This window comes from Phycicoccus sp. Soil803, assembly GCF_001429685.1.
Classification (GTDB): domain Bacteria; phylum Actinomycetota; class Actinomycetes; order Actinomycetales; family Dermatophilaceae; genus Pedococcus.
Window position 1 is genome coordinate 540259 of sequence record NZ_LMST01000001.1, and the last position, 20557, is coordinate 560815.

21 protein-coding genes are annotated in these 20557 nt (G+C 70.1%); 11 read left to right on the forward strand and 10 right to left on the reverse strand.

Going from position 1 to position 20557, the window contains the following annotated elements:
* The first annotated feature begins 300 nt into the window (after positions 1-300).
* Entirely contained in the window at positions 301-1221 is a 921-nt protein-coding gene (locus tag ASG95_RS02555; RefSeq protein WP_157581696.1) for a hypothetical protein, read from the forward strand.
* A 107-nt stretch (positions 1222-1328) separates the two neighbouring features.
* Here ASG95_RS02555 and pstB read toward each other — a convergent pair whose 3' ends face one another.
* The 7 genes from pstB to mshD all read right to left on the reverse strand — a co-directional run bounded on the left by pstB (position 1329) and on the right by mshD (position 9792).
* Positions 1329-2105: a phosphate ABC transporter ATP-binding protein PstB gene (pstB, locus tag ASG95_RS02560; RefSeq protein WP_057376452.1), complete on the reverse strand. Its 777-nt coding sequence runs from the start codon at positions 2103-2105 to the stop codon at positions 1329-1331.
* Positions 2106-2187: 82 nt separating this feature from the next.
* Positions 2188-3099 (reverse strand): phosphate ABC transporter permease PstA, encoded by a 912-nt coding sequence (gene pstA / locus ASG95_RS02565; RefSeq protein ID WP_057376453.1) that lies wholly within the window; start codon positions 3097-3099, stop codon positions 2188-2190.
* Positions 3096-4103 (reverse strand): phosphate ABC transporter permease subunit PstC, encoded by a 1008-nt coding sequence (pstC, locus tag ASG95_RS02570; protein ID WP_056922065.1) that lies wholly within the window; start codon positions 4101-4103, stop codon positions 3096-3098. The genes pstA and pstC overlap by 4 nt, the downstream gene beginning before the upstream one ends.
* 104 nt (positions 4104-4207) lie before the next feature.
* Entirely contained in the window at positions 4208-5335 is a 1128-nt protein-coding gene (pstS, locus tag ASG95_RS02575) for a phosphate ABC transporter substrate-binding protein PstS (RefSeq protein ID WP_057376454.1), read from the reverse strand.
* A 196-nt stretch (positions 5336-5531) separates the two neighbouring features.
* Positions 5532-6488, reverse strand: coding sequence for an NUDIX hydrolase (locus ASG95_RS02580; RefSeq protein ID WP_057376455.1), 957 nt, complete (start codon positions 6486-6488; stop codon positions 5532-5534).
* Complete coding sequence (locus tag ASG95_RS02585; RefSeq protein WP_082592270.1) at positions 6485-8746, reverse strand: RNA degradosome polyphosphate kinase; 2262 nt, start codon at positions 8744-8746, stop codon at positions 6485-6487. Before ASG95_RS02585 ends, ASG95_RS02580 begins: the two co-directional genes overlap by 4 nt.
* Positions 8747-8820: 74 nt before the next feature.
* On the reverse strand, positions 8821-9792 hold the full coding sequence (gene mshD / locus ASG95_RS02590; protein ID WP_235543271.1) for a mycothiol synthase: 972 nt from the start codon (positions 9790-9792) through the stop codon (positions 8821-8823).
* A gap of 100 nt (positions 9793-9892) precedes the next feature.
* Here mshD and ASG95_RS02595 point away from each other — a divergent pair, with 100 nt between their 5' ends.
* A complete protein-coding gene (locus ASG95_RS02595; protein ID WP_057376456.1) occupies positions 9893-11776 on the forward strand; it encodes a bifunctional UDP-sugar hydrolase/5'-nucleotidase in 1884 nt (627 codons plus the stop codon).
* A 106-nt stretch (positions 11777-11882) separates the two neighbouring features.
* On the opposite strand, the gene ASG95_RS02600 is transcribed toward ASG95_RS02595, so the two are convergent.
* A complete protein-coding gene (locus ASG95_RS02600; RefSeq protein ID WP_056922068.1) occupies positions 11883-12587 on the reverse strand; it encodes a response regulator transcription factor in 705 nt (234 codons plus the stop codon).
* Positions 12588-12700: 113 nt separating this feature from the next.
* On the opposite strand from ASG95_RS02600, the gene ASG95_RS02605 reads away from it, so the two are divergent.
* Both ASG95_RS02605 and ASG95_RS02610 read left to right on the forward strand, forming a co-directional pair.
* Positions 12701-12961, forward strand: coding sequence for a MoaD/ThiS family protein (locus ASG95_RS02605; protein WP_057376457.1), 261 nt, complete (start codon positions 12701-12703; stop codon positions 12959-12961).
* Positions 12962-12977: 16 nt separating this feature from the next.
* Positions 12978-13835 carry a hypothetical protein gene (locus ASG95_RS02610; protein WP_057376458.1) on the forward strand — a complete coding sequence of 286 codons (858 nt, stop codon included), beginning with the start codon at positions 12978-12980 and terminating at the stop codon, positions 13833-13835.
* A gap of 130 nt (positions 13836-13965) precedes the next feature.
* On the opposite strand, the gene ASG95_RS02615 is transcribed toward ASG95_RS02610, so the two are convergent.
* Positions 13966-14334, reverse strand: a complete 369-nt coding sequence (locus tag ASG95_RS02615; protein WP_057376459.1) for a DsrE family protein — start codon at positions 14332-14334, stop codon at positions 13966-13968.
* A 122-nt stretch (positions 14335-14456) separates the two neighbouring features.
* Between ASG95_RS02615 and ASG95_RS02620 the strand changes: the two genes are divergently transcribed.
* Positions 14457-14954, forward strand: coding sequence for an FABP family protein (locus tag ASG95_RS02620; RefSeq protein ID WP_057376460.1), 498 nt, complete (start codon positions 14457-14459; stop codon positions 14952-14954).
* A 9-nt stretch (positions 14955-14963) separates the two neighbouring features.
* Positions 14964-15572, forward strand: coding sequence for a low molecular weight phosphatase family protein (locus ASG95_RS02625; RefSeq protein WP_057376461.1), 609 nt, complete (start codon positions 14964-14966; stop codon positions 15570-15572).
* A gap of 37 nt (positions 15573-15609) precedes the next feature.
* On the opposite strand, the gene ASG95_RS02630 is transcribed toward ASG95_RS02625, so the two are convergent.
* Positions 15610-16632, reverse strand: a complete 1023-nt coding sequence (locus ASG95_RS02630; protein WP_057376462.1) for an LCP family protein — start codon at positions 16630-16632, stop codon at positions 15610-15612.
* 56 nt (positions 16633-16688) lie between these two features.
* Here ASG95_RS02630 and ASG95_RS02635 point away from each other — a divergent pair, with 56 nt between their 5' ends.
* From ASG95_RS02635 to ASG95_RS02655, 5 genes are all read left to right on the forward strand, one after another.
* Positions 16689-17105, forward strand: a complete 417-nt coding sequence (locus tag ASG95_RS02635; protein WP_200961258.1) for a Fur family transcriptional regulator — start codon at positions 16689-16691, stop codon at positions 17103-17105.
* On the forward strand, positions 17090-18148 hold the full coding sequence (locus ASG95_RS02640) for a folate-binding protein YgfZ (protein ID WP_057376463.1): 1059 nt from the start codon (positions 17090-17092) through the stop codon (positions 18146-18148). The genes ASG95_RS02635 and ASG95_RS02640 overlap by 16 nt, the downstream gene beginning before the upstream one ends.
* A 51-nt stretch (positions 18149-18199) precedes the next feature.
* A complete protein-coding gene (locus tag ASG95_RS02645) occupies positions 18200-19051 on the forward strand; it encodes a 3-keto-5-aminohexanoate cleavage protein (RefSeq protein WP_057376464.1) in 852 nt (283 codons plus the stop codon).
* Positions 19052-19271: 220 nt separating this feature from the next.
* Positions 19272-19727 carry a helix-turn-helix transcriptional regulator gene (locus ASG95_RS02650; protein ID WP_056922077.1) on the forward strand — a complete coding sequence of 152 codons (456 nt, stop codon included), beginning with the start codon at positions 19272-19274 and terminating at the stop codon, positions 19725-19727.
* 1 nt (position 19728) lies between these two features.
* Positions 19729-20415: a hypothetical protein gene (locus tag ASG95_RS02655; protein WP_057376465.1), complete on the forward strand. Its 687-nt coding sequence runs from the start codon at positions 19729-19731 to the stop codon at positions 20413-20415.
* Positions 20416-20557: the final 142 nt, after the last annotated feature.

The following is a 20557-nucleotide window of genomic DNA, read 5'->3' on the forward strand; positions in this document are numbered from 1 at the left end:
CGATCTCGGGCCGTGGTGCCGCATGGGTGGCCCGAAGTCGCTTGGGGGTAGCCACGCCAATGTGGGTGAGGCTGTCCACAGGGGTGGGCTCGCGGCATACACGATCCACAGGCGATGGCGCACGCGTCGCCAGGTGCAGCGTGAGTGGCCACGATCTCGACCATGCGAACCACGGACGCCCGTCGCTGGATCGACCTACCGCAACCATTCCTGTGGCAGGAGGCCAGAGAAGCCGGGCTCAGTCACGCGGCACTGTCAGGTGCGGTGCGACGTCGCGAGGTGATCAAGGTGGCCCCCTCGGTGTATGCCGTCCGCGAACCGTGGCTCCGGCTCGATCCGACTGAGCTTCACGTTGCCTTGGCGCGCGCAGCGCAGGCCTCGATCCCCGAGTCCGTGGTGAGCCATGTCAGTGCTGCCATCGCCCTGGGTCTCCCCAGGCCGCAAGGCCCCGTGGGCAAGGTGAGTCTCACGGCGCGTGAGTCATCACGGACCAGCTATCCCGATGACTGGCGTCGGGTGCTGCAGGCCAAACTCCCCGCGGACCACGTGTCCACGGCTCGCGGAGTACTGCTGACCACTCCCGCCAGGACAGTGGTGGACTCGTTCCGGCAGAGTCGCTTTCGCGATGCCCTTGCCATCGCCGATGCCGCCCTGCGGGACGGGTTGGTCCAGTCGGAGGAGCTGCGGGAGATGCGGGCATTCCAAACGCGGTGGCCCGGCATCCGGCTGGCGGAGGAGGGACTGGGCCTGGTCGATGGTCGGCGGGAGAGCTGGCTCGAGTCGGCTTCGGTGGCCGTGGCACACCGGCGCGGCTACTCGGTACCGGAGAGCCAGATCCGCATCCACGACATGGAAGGCGCGTTCGTGGGACGGGTCGACCACCTGTGGCGAGGAGCCGGGGTGATCGGGGAGGCGGACGGCCTCGGCAAGTACCGCGGAGACCTGGCCGATGAGGAGGCCACAGCCGAGCAGATTTCAGAGATCGTCCTGGCCGAGCGTGATCGCGAGCGTGGCCTTGAATCCTTGGGCTTTGCCGTCGCCCGGTGGGGGACCGCTGACTTGCGCGACTACGGCGAGGGCCTCTGCCGGGCGTTGAGCGCTGCGCGCCGTCGTGCTCGTCCGCAGTCGATCAGGTGTCTCTGGCGCAGCAACGACGACGAACCCCTGCAGCCGTGGAGCTGGCCTCCGGCCGAGTCGTCCGCGGCCTTCCCGGCTGCCTGACTGACCCCCCGCACTTCTGGCCGCTGGTGTGGCTCCGAGACCCGGAAATCCAGGGCCGGTGCCGCATGGGTGGCCAGAAGTCGGGACAGGCGGGGGGCGGGGGCGGGTCAGCCGAAGCGGCCGCTGATGTAGTCCTCGGTGGCCTTCACGCCCGGGTTGTTGAAGATCTTCTGGGTGTGGTCGACCTCGACCAGCTTGCCCGGCTTGCCGGTGGCAGCGAGGTTGAAGAAGGCCGTCTGGTCGGAGACGCGGGCCGCCTGCTGCATGTTGTGCGTGACGATCACGATCGTGTACTTGCTCTTCAGCTCCGAGATCAGGTCCTCGATGGCGAGGGTCGAGATCGGGTCGAGGGCCGAGCACGGCTCATCCATCAGCAACACCTGCGGCTCCACCGCGATGGCCCGCGCGATGCAGAGTCGCTGCTGCTGACCACCCGACAGGCCGGCGCCGGGCTTGCTGAGCCGGTCCTTGACCTCGTTCCAGAGGTTGGCGCCGTTGAGCGACTTCTCCACGACCTCGTCGAGCTTCTTCTTGCCCTTCACGCCGTTGAGCCGCAGGCCCGCTGCCACGTTGTCGTAGATCGACATCGTCGGGAACGGGTTGGGCCGCTGGAACACCATGCCGACGGTCCGCCGCACGGCCACCGGGTCGACGTTCGGGGCGTAGAGGTCCTGGTCGTCGAGCATGACCTTGCCCTCGACGCGCCCGCCGGGGATCACCTCGTGCATCCGGTTGAGGGTGCGCAGGAACGTCGACTTGCCGCAGCCGGACGGACCGATGAACGCGGTCACCGAGCGCGGTTCCACCGTCATCGTCACGCCTTCGACGGCCTTGAACGCGCCGTAGTAGACGTTCAGGTCACTGACGTCGATTCGCTTGGCCATGGTGTGCTTTCGTCCTTCGGGATGGGTATGCCGTGCGGGCCGGCAGGGGGTGGAGCGGAGTCTGGGGGCGGAGGGGGTGGAGCTACTTCTGCACGGAGCCGAACCGGGCGATGACCCGGCCGGCGAGGTTGAGGATCAGGACCAGGAGGATGAGGGTCAGGGCCGCGGCCCAGACCCGGTCGACGGCCGGCTGCAGGCTCTCGGTGCGGTCCTGGTTGATCATCGTGGGCAGGGTGGCCATGTAGCCGCCGAACAGGTCGGTGGCGATCGACTTGGTGTAGGGGCCGAGGATCAACAGCGGCGCGGTCTCGCCCATCACGCGGGCCAGGCCGAGCAGCACGCCGGTGATGATGCCGGAGAAGGCGGTCGGGAGGACCACCCGCGCGATGGTCTTCCACTTCGGGACACCGAGCGCGTAGGACGCCTCGCGCAGCTCGTTGGGGACGAGCTTGAGCATCTCCTCGGTGGACCGCACGATGACCGGGATCATCAGCAGCACCAACGCCAGGCAGACCGCGAAGCCGACCCGCTGGAACCCGAAGGTCGTGACCCACACCGCGTAGACGAACAGACCGGCCACGATCGACGGGACACCGGTGAGGATGTCGACCATGAACGAGACCGCCTTCGCGAACTTCCCACGGCCGTACTCGACGAGGTAGATCGCGGTCATCACGCCGATCGGCACGGAGATCACCGAGGTGGTGACGCCCTGGATCAGGGTGCCCTGGATGGCGTGGACGGCGCCGCCGCCCTCGCGTCGGGAGGTGATGCCCTTCTGCGAGTTGGTCCACCACTGCGAGTCGAGGACGAGCCCGACGCCCTTGGACAGCACGGTCCACAGGATCCACACCAGCGGGATCAGGGCGATGAGGAAGGCCACCCACATGACCACGCGGGCCAGCTGGTCCCGGAACGCGCGCCCACGGGCAGGGTGTCCCAGCGCTGGGGGAGCCGCGCGCTCGGGAGCCTTGGCCACGGTGTCGGTGCTCATTCGGTGAAGGCCTTCCTGCGCTCGATGACGATGCGGGCGATCGCGTTGACGATGAAGGTCAGGACGAACAGCACCAGGCCGGCGGCGATGAAGGCCCCGGTCTTGGCGGGCGAGTCGAACTCGCCGGCGTTGTTGGCGATCCGCGAGGCGAAGGTCTCGCCACCGTTGAGCAGCGACCAGGTCCACTTCGAGCCCTGCGGGAGGGTCGAGACGATGATGGTCACGGCGATGGTCTCGCCCAGCGCGCGGCCGAGGGCCAGCATCGCGGCGGAGATCACGCCGGGGCGCCCGAAGGGCAGCACCGCGGTGCGGATCATCTCCCACTTCGTGGCACCGAGGGCGAGCGCGCCCTCCATGTGCGTGACCGGAGTCTGCGCGAAGACCTCCCGCGACAGCGCCGTGACGATCGGCAGGATCATGATGGAGAGCACGACGCCGATGAGCAGGATCGTGCCGCTGGTGCCCGTGCGCGAGAAGAGCGGGATCCACCCGAGGTGGTCGGACAGCCAGATCTGGAACGGGTCGAACCACGGGGTGAAGGTCTTCAGGCCCCAGAGCCCGTAGACGATCGACGGCACGGCCGCGAGCAGGTCGATGATGCTGGCCGCCGGGCGCGAGAGCCACCGCGGCGAGTACTGCGTGATGAACAGCGCGACCGCCACCCCGACCGGGACCGCGATCAGCATCGCGATGGTGGAGGCGGCGACGGTCGTCCAGAGCAGCTCGACGATGCCGAACCGCAGGTTGTCGCTGTCGCTGACCGACCACTCGCGCGACGTCAGGAAGTTGACCTTGTCGTCGGCGATCGCCGGGATGGCCTGCCACAGCAGGAAGACACCGACCAGCGTGACGAGGCCGATGACCAGCGCGCCGGACCCCTTGGCCGCAGCGGCGAATGCCTTGTCGCCCAAGCGACCGGTGCCTGCGTTGTCACCACTGAGGGGGCCTCGCCCGTCCGGGCCGGGCAGCTCGTCGGCGACGGAGACTCCGGTCACTGATGCCACGTGTGCCTCACGATCGGGGGTGCAGGAGGGTGGGAGCAGGGAGTGGGGGAGCAGGTATGCCGCGGGGCTGGGAGCCAGCCCCGCGGCATACCGGTGAATCTAGGTCAGGACAGGGCCTTGATGGCAGCCTCGACCTTGGTCTGGATCTCGGTCGGGAGCGGCGCGTAGCCGATGTCCTCGAGGCCCTTCTGGGTCTCGGCCGAGGCGAAGTGGGTGAGGAACGCCTTGGTCAGGGCCGCCTTCTTGGCGTCCTTGCCCTTGGAGCAGACGATCTCGTAGGTGACCAGGAGGATCGGGTAGGCACCGGCCTCCTTGGTGGCGTAGTCCAGCTTCAGGCGCAGGTCGTTGCCCTCGCCGTCAGCCTTGGCAGCCAGGACGGCCTTGCCGACCGACTCGGCGGTGAGCTCGACCGCGCCGCCACCGTTGTCGATCTGGGCGATGCCCAGCTGGTTGTCCTTGGCGTAGGACCACTCGGCGTAGGTGATGCCACCCTCGGTGGTCTTCACCGCACCGGCGACACCGTCGGACTTCTGCTTGCCCTCGCCCCTGCCGGTCCAGGCCTTGCCCGGCTCGGCGGTCCACTTGTCGGGAGCAGCAGCCTTGAGGTACTTGGTGAAGTTCTCGGTGGTGCCGGACTCGTCGGAGCGGAAGAAGACCTTGATCGGCTCGGACGGCAGGGTCACACCGGAGTTCAGGGCGGCGATCGCCTTGTCGTTCCAGGTGGTCACCTTGCCGTTGAAGATGTCGGCGGCGACCGCAGGGGTGAGGACGAGCTTGTCCACGCCCTTGATGTTGTAGGCGACGGCGATCGGGCCGGTCACCATCGGGAGGTTCCACGCGGGGGAGCCGCAGTAGGCGGCCGCGTCGTCAGCCTCGATCTTGCCGTCCTTCTCGGTGGTCTTGAGCGCCGAGTCGGAGCCGGCGAAGTCGACCTGGCCGGCGATGAACTGCTTGATGCCGGCGCCCGAACCAGTCGGGTTGTAGTTGATCGTGGTGCCCTCACAGGCGTCCTGGAACGACGCGATGGCCTCTTCGATGGCGTTCTTCTGAGCGGAGGAGCCCTCGGCGTTCAGCGTGCCGCCGCCCTCTGGGCAGTCGGACGCCCCGGCGGAGGCGCTCGAGCTGGACGAGCTGCCGTCGGAGCCGGTGTTGTCGTCGGAGCCGCACGCGGTGAGCGCGAGGGAGCCGACCAGGGCCACGCTGGCCAGGAGGCCGATGCGCTGGATCTTCACGGTGTTCAAACCTCTCCACAGGGGATCAGGGATGGAAATCAGGGGCGGGCATTCGTACCCGACGCCCCGAAGGTAGGCAGGGAGAGTGACGCAGTGGCCCGTGCAGGGTGAACGCGCGGTGAACACCAGCCAGACATTCGACGTCGCCGCACCGACCCCCCGGGATGCAGGGGGTGAACGACTGGTCAGTGACCGGTCAGGAAGGGGGCAGGTGGCGCTCGACGGCGACCACCCTGGCCTGTGCACCGCTGCCCGCGAAGTGGGCCACGAGGACCTCGCCCTTGCCCATCTTGTCGCGGGCGGCGGCCCGCAGCACGGCGCTCGCGAGGTCGGCCTCGGGCTCGTCGGGGTCGACCAGCGCCAGCAGCGCCATCAGCAGCTCCGGCAGCACCGGGCCATGGCTGCAGATGGCCGCCGGGGTGCCTCTCTCGACCAACCGCCCGAGGTGGTGTGCGGCGCGAGCCGGCTCCGCGGCATACCCCTCCTCACTGAGGCCGTCCTTGGTCCGCAAGGGCGCGCCGAGCTGCGCCGCGTAGGGGCGCAGGGTGTCGGCGCAGCGCAGCGACGGTGAGCTCACCAGCCGCCGGATGCCGTATGCCGCGAGCAGGGGCGCGATGTCCGCGGCCCGTGCGCGGCCGACGTCGTCGAGGGGGCGCTTCTGGTCGTCAGCGGCCCACGACCCCCGCCCCACGGCATGGGCGTGGCGCACCAGGGCGAGTGGCCAGGTGGTCAGCGTGCCGGCGTTGTCGGCGCGCACGATGGCGCGGAGCTGGTCGCGGTCCCGTGCGTAGTCGAGGCGGTCGGAGGCGGCGATGACGTCGAGCCAGCGGACCTCGTCGATCTCGTTCTCCAACGGCCCGGCTGGGCTGGTCGCCTCGGCTGCCCAGTAGCGGACCTCCTTGGTGGCGGGCTGCCCCGCGCCGTCGAGCACGGTGTACTCGGACCCTGGCAGCGGCCGGCCCAGACCGACGGCGAGCGCCGTCTCCTCGCGGGTCTCCCGGACCGCTGCGACCGGCCAGTCCTCGCCGGGGTCGAGCTTGCCCTTGGCCCACGACCAGTCGTCGTACTTGGGACGGTGGACCAGCGCGACCTCGAGCTGGCCCCGTCGCCGACGCCACGGGACGGTGCCCGCGGCAGGGATGGGCGCGGTCAACGCCGGCGGGCCTTGCGACGGCGCTTGGCGTGCATCTCGATCATCGCGCTCTGCAGGTCGGTGAGCGGCTCGCCGTCCTCGTCCAGGTGCACGCGGGTCCAGCGACCGTCACCGGTCAGTCGCCAGTGGGCGTAGTCGTTGCTCATCCCCCGGGCGAGCAGGGACTGCAGGTCGGCGACGTGCTTCGGGTCGGCGATCCGCACCAGCGCCTCGACGCGGCGGTCGAGGTTGCGGTGCATCATGTCGGCGCTCCCGATGTAGACCTCGGGCTCGCCACCGCCACCGAAGAGGAACACGCGGGAGTGCTCGAGGAACCGCCCCAGCACCGAGTGGACCTCGATGTTGTCGGACAGCCCCTTCACGCCCGGTCGCAGGGCGCAGATGCCGCGGACCCAGATGTCCACGTGCACCCCGGCCTGCGAGGCGCGGTAGAGGGCGTCGATGAGCTGCTCGTCGACGATCGAGTTCACCTTGAGCTGGACGAGTCCACCGCGCCCGGCCTCGACGTGGTCGACCTCTGCGTCGATCCGCTCGAGCAGACCGGAGCGCACGGACCGGGGCGCGACGAGCAGACGCTTGAACTTCTGGCGCGGGGCGAAGCCGGAGAGCTGGTTGAACAACCGCGCGAGGTCGTCGCCCACCTGGGGGTCGGAGGTCAGCAGTCCGAAGTCCTCGTAGAGGCGGGCGGTCTTGCCGTTGTAGTTGCCGGTGCCGATGTGGCAGTAGCGCCGCAGGCTGCCGTCCTGCTCCTGGCGGACCACCATGCAGAGCTTGGCGTGGGTCTTGAGGCCGACGATGCCGTAGACGACGTGGACCCCAGCATGCTCCAGCTTGCGGGCCCAGGAGATGTTGTTCTTCTCGTCGAAGCGCGCCTTGATCTCGACGATCGCCAGCACCTGCTTGCCCGACTCGGCGGCGTCGATGAGGGCGTCGATGATGGGGGAGTCGCCGCTCGTGCGGTAGAGGGTCTGCTTGATCGCCAGCACGTTGGGGTCGGCCGCAGCCTGCTCGATGAACGCCTGCACCGACGTCGAGAACGAGTCGTAGGGGTGTTGGAGGAGCACGTCCTTGTCGCGGACGATCGGCAGGATCTCGGAGGGCTTGGAGCTCTCCGCGGGCGCGAGGTCGGGGTGCATCTGCCCGCGGAACGGCGCGTACCTCAGGTCGGAGCGCTCGAGGTCGGCGACGAGGTTGAGGCCGCGTAGGTCGAGCGGGGCCGGGAGCCGGTAGACCTCGCTGTCGTTGACACCGAGCTCGCGCACCAACATGTCGAGCACGTGGTCGTCGATGGTCTCGTCGACCTCGAGGCGCACCGGCGGGCCGAACCGGCGGCGGGTCAGCTCCTTCTCCAGGGCCGTGAGGAGGTTCTCGGCGTCGTCCTCCTCGACCTCGAGGTCCTCGTTGCGGGTGACCCGGAAGGTGAAGTGCTCCTGCACCTCCATGCCGGGGAAGAGCATGTCGAGGTGGGCGGCGATGACGTCCTCGAGCGGCACGAACCGGGTGTTGAACAGGTCGGAGGTCGACGGCTCGCCGCTCTCGGGCTCGATGTGCAGCAGGCGCGGCAGCAGCGGTGGCACCTTGACGCGGGCGAAGTGCTCCTTGCCGGTCTTGGGGTTGACCAGCACCACGGCGAGGTTGAGCGACAGGCCGGAGATGTAGGGGAACGGGTGCGCCGGGTCGACGGCCAACGGGGTCAGCACCGGGAAGACCCGCTCGGCGAAGAGGTCGGAGTGCAGGGCGCGCTCGGCGTCACTCAGCTCGTCCCAGCGGACGATGGAGATCCCCTCGTCCTCCAGCGCGGGCTGCACCCGGTCCTTGTAGACCGCCGTCTGCATGGCCTGCAGCTCGTGGGCGACGAGCGAGATCTGCTCGAGCACCTCGCGCGGCTCCAGCCCTGAGGCCGACCGGACCGCGAGACCGGTGGCGATGCGGCGCTTGAGACCTGCGACGCGGACCATGAAGAACTCGTCGAGGTTCGACGTGAAGATCGCGAGGAACCGGGCCCGCTCCAGCAGCGGCACCGTGTCATCGGCGGCGAGCTGGAGCACCCGCTCGTTGAACTGCAGCCACGAGATCTCGCGGTCGAGGAACCGGTCTGCCGGGAGGCCGCTGTCGTCCTGTCCACCCGCCGCGTGGACGATGCGCATGAAGCGCCCGTTGGAGGCCCGCGGCTGCGCGCTCGCGATCGAGATCTCGTGGCCGGCGTCGTCGCCGTCGAAGATCTCGCCCTCGTCCGTGGGGTGGGTCGTCACAGTCATGCCGTCATCCTGACAGTGCTGGGTTAACAGATGGTGCTTGGTGAACAGCTGGTGCTCGGTGGGCCTGGTGCGGATCAAACAGCCTGCGCGTACATCACGTCCACCATGATGCTGCGGAAACCCAGCCCCGTGTAGGTGCGTATCGCCGCCTGGTTGTCGCCGTCGACGTAGAGCACCACCTCGGGCAGCCCCAGCCCGGCCAGGTGGGCCAGCCCGAGGGCCGTCACCGGGCGCCCGAGCCCACGCCCTTGGTATGCCGGGTGCACCCCGACCACGTACACCTCACCTGCTGTTTGGGCCGGGTCCACGGACGAGCGCTGCTCGGGGTCGACCTTGGTCCAGTGGAAGGCCGCGACACGCGGCGCAGCTATCCCTCCAATCGGAGAGATACCTGCAGCGTCGAGGACGGTCGCGTCCGCCTCCACCAGGATGAAGCCGGCCGCGTCGAACCACGGCTGCGCCATCCGCTCCTCGAGGTCGGCCAGGGTCAGCCGGCCCTGCTCCGGGTGGTGGGCGAAGGCGGCCGCGTTGGTCGCCAGCCAGGCCTGCTCGTCCCGACCGGGCTCGAAGGCGCGCGCGGTGAAGCCCTCGGGCAGTGCGGATGCGGCCGGTGCGAGGTCGGCCGCTCCGAGGGGGCGGGCCATCTTGTGCAGCTCGCGCACCGCCGCCAGCCCGGCGCTCGTTGCGAGGGCCTCAGCCGCGGGCAGGCGCCCGTGCGCCCAGAGCCGGGCCTCGGGAGCGGCCTCGAACACGGCGTCGAGAAGGGCGCGTCCGGTGCCCTGCCGCCGGGCGGCCGGGTCGACGACGAGCTCGGCCGAGGCGTCGGGTCCGGTGGGGCCGTCCAGCTGGGCATACCCGGTGAGCCGCTCCGCGGCATACCCGAGGAGGTGACGGACCCGACCGCTCGGTGCGCCGAGGGAGAGGAGCGGCTGCTCGGACAGCGGGCTGAGCCCGTCGGCGGCGGTCGCCGCGGCCTGGATCTCGCGGACGCGGGCGACCTCGGCGGACGTCAGGGTGTCGGCGAGGCGGACGGGAGATAACGGCACGAAAAGCATTGGACCATGCATCTTCCCTCCGGGCCGATCCGCGTTTAGCCTGCACGGATCCGGTTACCGCCGGTATCTCCTCCCGCACAAGGACGCATCCATGACCTCTTCCCGCACTCGGCGCATCTCCAGCGTCGTGGCGGTGGCCGCCCTGGCAGCCACCGGCGCAGCGTTCACCGGTGGCAGCTCACAGGCCGCCTCCAGTGGACCCCTGATCGACATCCAGCTCCTGTCGTTCAACGACTTCCACGGCAACCTCGAGCCGCCGTCCGGCTCGAGCGGTCGCATCATCACCTCGGACACCTACACCGAGACGTCGACGACCAACCCGAACACTGGTGTCGTCACCTACACCGCGACGCCGCAGACGGTCAACGCCGGTGGCGTGGAGTACCTCGCCGGGCACCTGAAGGCCCTGCGTGCGGGTCACCCCTACACCGCGACCGTCGCCGCTGGTGACATCGTCGGTGCGTCCCCGCTGCTGTCGGCCGCCTTCCACGACGAGCCCAGCATCGAGGCGATGAACAGCCTCGGCCTCGACGTCACGGCCGTGGGCAACCACGAGTTCGACGAGGGCTACAAGGAGCTCCAGCGACTGGCCGACGGCGGGTGCCTGCCCGACGGCAACGGTGCCGCGAACCAGGACTCCTGCCCCGGTGGCAAGACCTTCACGGGTGCGAACTTCCCGATCCTGGCCGCCAACGTGAAGTACAAGGCGACCGGCCAGACGATCCTCCCCGCCACCTGGGTCAAGAACTTCAAGGGGGCCAAGATCGGCTTCATCGGCATGACGCTCAAGGACACCCCGAACATCGTGACCGCGTCGGGCATCGAGGGCCTGGAGTTCACCGATGAGGTGCAGACCGCGAACGCGCTCGTGCCGCAGCTCGAGGCCGAAGGCGTCAAGGCCATCGTCGTCCTCATCCACCAGGGTGGGGTGCCGGCGCGCACCGCCAGCACGGCCCACCTCAGCGGGCTCGAGAACAAGTACGACTCCGCCTGCCCGACGGGCACCAGCTCCGGCCTGAACGTCCCGGCCAGCCCGATCATCCCGATCGCGCAGCAGCTCTCGCCGCAGATCGACGTGATCGTCAGCGGGCACACGCACACCCCCTACGTGTGCAGCATCCCCGACCCGGCCGGTCAGCCGCGCCTGGTCACCTCGGCCTCGTCCTTCGGGCGGCTGGTCACCGAGACCGACCTGACCTTCGACCGGCGCACCCAGGACATCGTGCGCAGCTCGGTCGCGGGCAGCAACGTCATCGTGACCCGTGACGCGCAGTTCAAGGACGCCGCGCAGACCAAGATCATCACCGACTACAAGCAGCTCATCGCGCCGGTCGCCAGCCGGGTCCTGGGCACCATCAGCGGCGACATCACCACGGCCGCCAACGCCGGTGGCGAGTCCAAGCTCGGCGACCTCATCGCCGACGCCCAGCTCGCCGACCCGTCGGTCGTGACCAACGGCGACGTCCCGACGATCGCGTTCATGAACCCGGGCGGCATCCGCACCAACCTGACCTATGCCAACTCCCCGTGGGGCGAGGCACCCGGTGCGGTCACCTACGAGGAGGCGTTCTCGGTCCAGCCGTTCAACAACTACCTCGTCTCGATGACGCTGACCGGCGCCCAGATCAAGGAGATCCTGCTCGAGCAGTGGAACGGTGGCGCCAAGTCGTCGCCGAACACCATTGCCCGGCCGGTCATCCTCCAGGTGTCCAAGGGCTTCGCCTACAGCTACAGCGACGCCACCGGCAGCCGGGTCCTCGGCCCGGTCACGCTGAACGGCACCGCGATCAGCGACACGGCGACCTACCGGATCGTGACGAACAACTTCGTCGCAGACGGTGGCGACGGCCTCCCCGGCTTCCGGGACGGCACCGGCCGGTTCTTCGGTGGGCTCGACATCGACGCCTTCGCGAGCTACCTGCAGGCGAACTCGCCGTACAGCCCGGTGGCCGAGACCCGGATCACCAAGAACTGATCGTTCTGATCCGGTAGCCACACGGCATACACCGCAACAAGAAGGCGCCCCTCCCGAAAACGGGAGGGGCGCCTTCTGTTGCTCGAAAACGACTTTCGGTGCGACTTCAGGCGTCGGCGCCGACCTCGTCGGCGCGGGCTTCCTCGGCCGGGACGAAGCGGTAGCCGACGTTGCGCACGGTGCCGATCAGCACCTCGTGCTCGGAGCCGAGCTTGGCCCGCAGCCGGCGCACGTGCACGTCGACGGTGCGGGTGCCGCCGTAGTAGTCGTAGCCCCAGACCTCCTGGAGGAGCTGGGCGCGGCTGAACACGCGGCCCGGGTGCTGGGCGAGGTACTTGAGGAGCTCGAACTCCTTGTAGGTCAGGTCGAGCAGCCGGCCCCGGACCCGGGCCGAGTAGGTGGCCTCGTCGATGGTGACCTCGCCCGAGGTGATCTGGACGTCCTCGGGCTCCTGGTTGTCCTGGAGCCGACCGGCGGCCAGCCGCAACCGGGCCTCGACCTCGGCCGGGCCGGCGGACTCGAGCAGCACCTCGTCGACGCCCCACTCGGCCGTGATGCCGGCCAGCCCACCCTCGGTGAGGATGGCGATCAGCGGCACCGACATGCCCGTGGCGCGCAGGACGCGACACAGCGAGCGGGCCACCGCGAGGTCGCGCCGGGCGTCGAGCAGCACCGCGTCGCACGGTGGAGCGTCGACCAGCGCGGTCGGCTCGGCGGGGATGATCCGCACCTGGTGGGTCAGCAGGCCCAGTGCTGGCAGCACCTCGGCGCTCGGCGCCAAGGCGTTGGTCAGCAGCAGCAGACGGGCCATGCCTTGAAAGGATACGGCTGTGGGGCCCCTGCGGGGGGTGTGGACACATGGTGAGACCCTTGTCTCAAAGGTGGGGCCCACCGTCGGAACCGTCCCGGGAGAGGAGCGTGGGTATGCCGCGTGCGAACGACAGCGCCCTGGTCACGGTCCGTTACTGGGCCGGTGCCCGGGCCGCAGCAGGCGTGGAGTCCGACGTCGTCCGGGGCTGCCGGACCGTCGCGGACGCCGTGGCCGCTGTCGACGGCTTGCACCCCGGGCTGTCGGCGGTCACCGCGGTCAGCACCCTGCTCCTCGACGGGCGCGCGACGCACCGCGACCACGACCTCCCGGACGGGTCGGTGCTGGAGGTCCTGCCTCCCTTCGCCGGGGGGTGATGCGAGGATGCCCCTTGTGTCCGACGTCCCCGAGCAGGCTCCCAACCCTGCCGTCCCGCTGACCCGGAGAGAGCGCCGAGCCCACGCGCAGACCGTGAAGCCGGCCCTCCCGCGCCGCGCCCTGGTGGCGCGTCCGCTGTCGATCGCGGCGACCGTCGCCTTCGCGGCACTGGTGGCGCTGACCGGCTACGCCAGCCCCCAGTTCGTCGCCCTGGCCGTCGCGCTCGCCGGGTTCGTGCTGGCCTGGGGATGGCCGCTGCTGCTGAGCCTGCCCAGCCCGCGCGGGACCACCGCCGTGCTCGCGATCGGCACCGTCCTGATGACCGGCACGGCCCTGGCGACCCGGGACGACCCCTACCTCGAGTGGATGCCTGCCGCGCTCGCGGTGAGCGTGATCGTGGGGTTCCTCCACCAGCTGATGCGCCGTGACGGGCGGCCGCGTCTCACCGAGTCCGTCGCCGCCGTGACCTCCGGACTAGCGATCATCTCGGCCGGCACCGCCCTCGCCCCGATCCCGCACGTCCTGCAGGGTGAGCACGCCCTCGCCGCCACCATGGCCGGGCTGGGCGTCGGCGCCCTGGCCGACCCCTGCGTCTCGATCCCCCGGCTGCGGCAGTGGGCGCTGTTCATCGCCATGCTCGTGGGGGGAGGCGCGGCCGTCGTCGTCGCGGTGCTCGCCGGTGACCTGCTGACCGGTCCGGCGGCCCTGCTCGGACTGCTCGCGGCGGCGATCTCCCACGCGGCCCGACGGGTGCTGGCCCCCCTGCCCGCGACCGCGATGCCGAGAGCCCAGCTGGCTGCGGCGGCCACGTCGTCGCTCCTGATCGGCGTGGTGGCCTACGCCGTGGTGTCCTCCCCCTGGTTCACCCCCTGACCGACGTGTTGCCTCCTGGTGGTCACGAACCCCTGTTCTGAGGGTCTGGTGACCACCAGAAGGCAACACGTCCGGGGGAGGTGGCACGCGGCATACCCCTGGCTTTGGCCCTCAGGCGCCCGCCCGCTGGTCAGTAGACGAGGGCCTGGGCGCCCTCGGCGGTGACTTCCTCCACGAAGGCTGCGGCCCCCCGGATCACCACCCCGTCCACGAGATCGGCCCCGGTGAGGTCCCGACGGGCGGCGCACTGCCCGCACACCGTCACCGTCCCACCGGCGAGGACCGCGTCGCGCAGGTCGGCCAGGTCGGCAGCGTGGGCGAGCTCGACCTCCTCGGCCCGGCCCGGCACCCCCATCCAGGCGGCATCACCCGTGAGCCACAGGCTGACCCGCACCCCGCTCGCGACGGCGGTCGCCGCGACGGTGAAGGCCTGGTTGAGTCGTTCGAGCGACTCGGTGCCGCAGGTGACCTTGACGACGAGCGCGCGGGAGGCAGTCATGTCGCACAGGCTACGATCTGGCGGGTGCACACGTTCTACATCTCCCTCCTGGCCCTGACCGCCGTGGTGATCACCTGGTTCGCGGGATTCGTCGTCTACCGCCTGGTCAAGACGCCCCGCTGATGCAGTTCACCCTCGACCCCGACCTCCCCCGCGAGCTCGCCCCCCTGGCCTGGCTGATCGGCCGCTGGGAGGGCGCCGGCGTGGTCGGCTACCCCACCATCGAGTCGGCCAACTTCGGCCAGGAGCTGGTGGTGTCCCACGACGGTCGGCCGTTCCTCGAGTGGCACAGTCGCACCTGGCTGCTCGACGACGCCGGCGAGAAGGTGCGCCCTCTGGCGACCGAGCTGGGTTTCTGGCGACCGTTCGACGACGGCGAGGTCGAGCTGCTGCTGACCCACCCGACCGGGATCGTGGAGCTCTACTACGGCAAGGCCGAGCCGGCCAAGATCGAGCTGCGCACCGATGGCGTCCTGCGCAGCCCGCACGCCAAGGAATACAACGCCGCGAGCCGTCTCTACGGCCTGGTCAACTCGAACCTCATGTGGGCCATGGACATGGCCGCCGTCGGCCAGCCCCTGCAGAGCCACCTCTCGGCCGAGCTCAAGCGCGTCGGCTAGGTCCGGCCCATGGCGCCGACCCCGGGGCGGGTCCTGACGGTCTGCACCGGCAACATCTGCCGCTCGCCGTTCCTCGAGCGCGCGCTCCAGTCCGAGCTTGACCGCTCGTGGGGTCGTGGCGCGATCGAGGTCGGCAGCGGTGGCACGGGAGCCATGGCGGGCCATCCCATGGAGCCCCAGGCCCGGACGCTCCTGGAAGCGCAGGGGTATGCCGCGGACGGCTTCGTCGCGCGCGACCTCACCACCGCGATGGTCGCCGACGCGGACCTCGTGCTCACCGCCACCCGCGCCCACCGCGGCAAGGTGATGACGCTGCACCCCAAGGCGGTCCGCTACACCTTCACCTTCCGGGAGTTGGCCCACCTCGTGGCCGGGCTGACCGACGAGGAGCTGCGGGGCGATGGGGGCCAGGGAGCCGAGGGAGGCGAGCAGGCCCGGGACCACGTGGCGCGGGTGGTGAAGCTGGCCGCCGGGCAGCGTGGCATGGGTGCTCCGCTCGCCGACGCCGATGCGGACGTGGTCGACCCCTACCGCCGACCCATCCAGGTCTTCGAGGAGATGACGGGGCAGATCATGGCCGCGCTGCCCGCCGTCGTGCGGGCGCTCGCCAGGCCCTGAACCCCCAGGCCCTGAACCCCCCAGGCCCGAACCCGCGCTACGGCGTGTGCGTCTTGTCCTTGTAGGTGTCCATGGCGTCGTTCTGCAGCGCCTCGCCCAGCGTCTTCATCCCCGCCTCGTCCACGACGTCGATCGACGCGCCGCCCGGCGACGTGCCGAACCCGCTGAACGGGGCGGTCACGAAGGCGATGTCCTTGCCACGCAGGTTGCGCATCGAGATCGCCTCGCTGCGCATGTCGGCCACGCTGAACCCGTTGTCGACGGTGAGGTTGGACGTGCCGGCGTCGACGAACTGCGCCAGCTTCACGGGGTTGGTCAGCACGTCCTTGCTCAGCGACTTGAGCATCAGCGCCTTGATGAAGGCCTGCTGCCGCCGGCCCCGGGAGATGTCGCCCTCGCTGAGCTGCTTGCGCTCCCGGACGAAGGCCAGGGCGGCCGCACCGTCCATCTGGTTGTACCCCTTGTGGAAGGAGTACCCGCGGCTGTTGCTGGCCTCCTCGGCGTAGACGTTCACGCCGCCGACCGCGTCGGTCATGTTCTTGAAGCCCTCGAAGTCGACGAGCGCGACGTGGTCGATCGGCACCCCGACGAGGTCCTGCAGCGTCCGCACGAGCAGGGGTGAGCCGCCGTACGCGAACGCCGCGTTGATCTTGTCCTTGCCGTGCCCCGGCACCGAGACCCAGAGGTCGCGCGGGAAGTGCACGAGCGTGACGGACTTGCGGTCGTCGGCGACGTGCATGAGCACGATGACGTCGGACCGCGCGCCGGCCAGTCCCGAGCGCGCGTCCGAACCGATGACCAGGATGTTCTGGGCCTCCTTGGCCGCGGGGTTCTTGGTCGGGGCGTCGGAGGCACCGTCCACACCGGGCGTCGGGAGGAGTGCGTCGTGCTTCACGTTCTTGCTGACCGTGTGGTTCAGGAAGAGCACGTATGCCGCGGCCCCGCCGACGACCAGCAGCAGGACCAGAGCCAGGGTGATCGCCAGGGCCCGGCGCAGGCGGTGCGGTTTCCTCGGCTCGTCCTGGGCGACGTCTTCGGTGGCTTCGAGTTGGTCTGGCACCCGGACAGTGTAGGTATCGCCGATGTGGGATCGGCGCAGGACCGTACTCTGGGGTGGTGCAGGACGTCGGCGAGCGGTTGCGGGCAGAGGGACGTCGGATGACGCCCCAGCGCCAGCGGGTGCTCGACGCCGTGGCGCGACTTGGTCACGCGACCCCGGAGGACGTCGTCGCGGGCGTGGCCGGCGACGGCGGTCAGGCGCTCGCACCCTCGACCGTCTACCGCGCCCTGGAGGCCCTCGAGTCGCTGGGGATCGTCGGTCACACGCACCTCGACCACCGGGCGCCCAGCTACCACCTGGCCGACCACGCCGACCACATCCACCTCGTGTGCCGGACCTGCGGCACCGTCCAGGAGTGCCCCAAGGAGTACGCCGAGGGCTTCGCGGGGAATGTTCTGGCCGGCTCGGGCTTTGTTGCTGACGTGACACACATGGCGATCCACGGAGAGTGCAGCACATGCGCGACGCGCTAGGCACGACGACCGACCCGGGTGCGCCCGAGGTGGTCCGGTCCGCGCTGCTCGACCGGTCGGGCGCCGTCGAGGGTGACGGCCCGGACGCCGGTGTGGCGGCGCACTACGGCGATCCGCTCCGGGAGCAGCGCCTCATCACCGAGGGGCTGGCGGTCGTCGACCTCTCCCACCGAGGAGTCGTCACCGTCACCGGACCCGACCGGCTCTCGTGGTTGCACTCGATCACCAGCCAGCAGCTGACCGGCCTGCCCGCTCGCGAGTCGCGCGAGGCCTTGGTGCTGACACCCAAGGGTCACGTGGAGCACGACCTCCACCTCGTCGACGACGGTGAGACCACCTGGATCACCACCGAGTCGGGACAGTCCCCGGCGCTCACGACCTGGCTCAACTCGATGCGGTTCATGCTCCGGGTCGAGGTCGCCGACGTGACGTCCGACTGGGCGGTCCTCGGTGAGCCCTCGGCGGCCGAGTCCCAGCCGGGGGAGGCCCTCGCGTGGCGCGACCCGTGGCCCGACCTGGTCGGTGACACCGCGGCATACGGACCGGTCGAAGGGCACCCGGCGCTCGGGCGAGCCTGGCGCGAGGTGCTGGTGCCGCGCACGGCGCTGGCCGACGCGGTCGGCGACCGCGACCTGGCCGGCACCTGGGCCAGCGAGGCGCTGCGCGTCGCGGCCTGGCGCCCTCGCCTCGGGTTCGAGACCGACCACCGCACGATCGCCCACGAGGTCGACTGGCTCCGCACCGCCGTGCACCTGCACAAGGGCTGCTACCGCGGGCAGGAGACCGTCGCGCGGGTGCACAACCTCGGACGCCCGCCGCGGCGCCTGGTGTTCCTCCACCTCGACGGCTCCGGCCACACGCTCCCCGATCGTGGGTCTGCGGTGCTGGCAGGAGACCGGCCGGTGGGCCAGCTGACCTCCGTGGCGCGGCACTTCGAGGACGGCCCGATCGGTCTCGCACTGGTCAAGCGCAACACCCCCGTCGACGAGGTCCTCGATGTCGCCGGGGTCAGCGCCAGCCAGGTCGTGGTCGTCGCTCCGTAGCTGCGCTGACCCCGGTCCGTCTGGCGGCGGGCGGCTGCCATGATGTCGGCCATGGCTCTTTCGAAAGGCTCCGTCGCCGGCACCCTCATCACCGTCGCGCCCACCGGCGCGGAGCTGGCCAAGGCGGACTTCCCGCAGCTGCCGACCACCCTCGACGAGCTGGTCGAGACTGCGGTCTCCTGCGAGGCCGCCGGCGCCGCGATGATCCACCTGCACATCCGTGACGGTGAGCACCGCCCGACGCTCGACCACGGGTACCTCAAGGCCGCGGTGGATGCGTTGCGCGAGCAGACCTCGCTGATCATCCAGCTGTCGACCGGAGGCAGCGTGCACGACCCGCTCGACCAACGGTTGACCGTGCTCGACGCCGAGCCCGACTCGTGCAGCCTCACCTGTGGCACGACCAACTTCGGCGACGACGTCTTCCTCAACCCCTACGGGTTCATGTCCGACCTCTACGTCCAGGCGCAGGAGCGCGAGGTCGTGCCCGAGTTCGAGCTGTTCGACCTGGGGCACGTGGCGTCGCTGGCCCGGCTCGTCGACACGCACGGCCTGCCGTTCGGGGGCAAGGTGCACGTCGACTTCGTGACCGGGGTGCCCGGAGGTATGCCGGGTACGCCCGCCGCGCTGCTCGCAGGCGTCGCGATGCTGCCGCCGGAGGTCACCTCCTGGTCGGCAACGGGCATCGGCCGCAGCCACCTCCCGGTGGCCGCCGCCTCGCTCGCCGCGGGTGGGCACCTGCGGGTCGGGATGGAGGACAACGTCGTCTACGCCCGAGGGGTGCCGGTCGAGCACAACTCCCAGCTCGTCGAGCGGGCGGCCCACCTGGCCGAGGTGATGCAGCGCCCGGCGATGTCGACCGCCGACGCGCGCACGATGCTCGGGGTCAAGGACCGCAGCTGACCCCCGCCAACCGTCCCACCTTTATCGGGTCTAGGGACAAGGGTCGCCTTCACCCGACAAAGGTTCCGGGGTGAAGCCGCCCTTTATCGGGTCACCCGATAACGCTGGGGCGCGCCAAGGACGCCTGGGGCGCGCCGCTGGCGGTGGATGTATGCCGTGTGACCACCCTCACGCTACCTTCAGTTTGCATTTTGCTAACTAGAGCAAGCACACTGGGGGCATGAGCCGAATTCCGTTGGGGCCGCTGGGCGGCAACAACCTGGGTGACTACCTGCGTGAGCAGCGTCAGTCCGCCCGGCTCTCGCTGCGCCAGCTCTCCGAGCTCGCCGGTGTGTCCAACCCCTACCTGTCCCAGATCGAGCGCGGCCTGAAGAAGCCCAGCGCCGAGATCCTCCAGCAGCTCGCCAAGGGCCTCGAGGTCTCGGCGGAGTCGCTCTACGTCCGGGCCGGGATCCTCGACGAGCGGCACGGCGATGCTTCGGCCTCGCACGGTGCAGCGCCCGACACCAGGGCCGTCATCGGCGCCGACCCACAGCTCACCGACCGTCAGAAGGCAGCGCTCCTCGACATCTACGACTCGTTCGTGGGCACCGAGGCTGCACCGCCCCGTCGGCGTTCGACCACGCAGTCACGTTCAAAGCAGTCCACCAAGACCCCTCGCACACAAGGAGATTGACATGGCACTCGTTGCCGACATCCGCAAGAACGTCATCGACACCACCCCCGTCTTCGCCGCAGTCGGCCTGACCGACCTCGCCGTGGAGAAGGTCCGCGACGCGCGCGTCAAGGCCAGCGCGGTGCGCATCGACCTCGACGCCACCAAGCTCCAGGCCAAGGCCCAGGCGCGCGTGACCGAGGCTGCCGAGCAGGCGCAGGAGCTCCCCGCTCTCGCCCTCAACCGCGGCCTCGAGATCGCCGGCAAGGCGCAGGAGACCTACGAGACCGTCGCCGCCCGTGGCGAGAAGCTCGTCAAGCGCGTCCGCACCCAGAAGTCGACCAAGGACCTGCTCGCGCAGGCCGAGGCCACCTTCGCCCTGGGCAAGGGTGCCGTCACCACGGTGCGCAAGTCCGCCACCGACATCCAGCGCTCGGCCAAGGCCACGCTGACCACCGGCCGCAAGCAGGCCGTCGTCGTCGCCGACGCCATCGCCGACTCCGTCGTCGAGGAGGCCACCGAGGCCACCGCGACCGTCACCAAGTCCGCTGCCGCGACCCGCACCGCCGCCAAGCGCACCGCGACCACCACCAAGAAGTCGGCTGCCGCGACCAAGTCGGCCACCAAGGGCGCGACCACCAGCGCGAAGAAGACCGCCACCGCCACCAAGAAGGCCAGCACCGCTGCCGCCAAGAAGGTCGGCGACTGACGCTTCGCCCCCCAGCCATTCGGCCCTCTCCCGTGCACCGGGAGGGGGCCGTTTGCCTGCCCGGCGCGACCTGCTCCACCCCGGAAGGTTGACCTTCACCCCGGAACGGTTCCGGGGTGAAGGTCAACCTTGTCCCTAGACC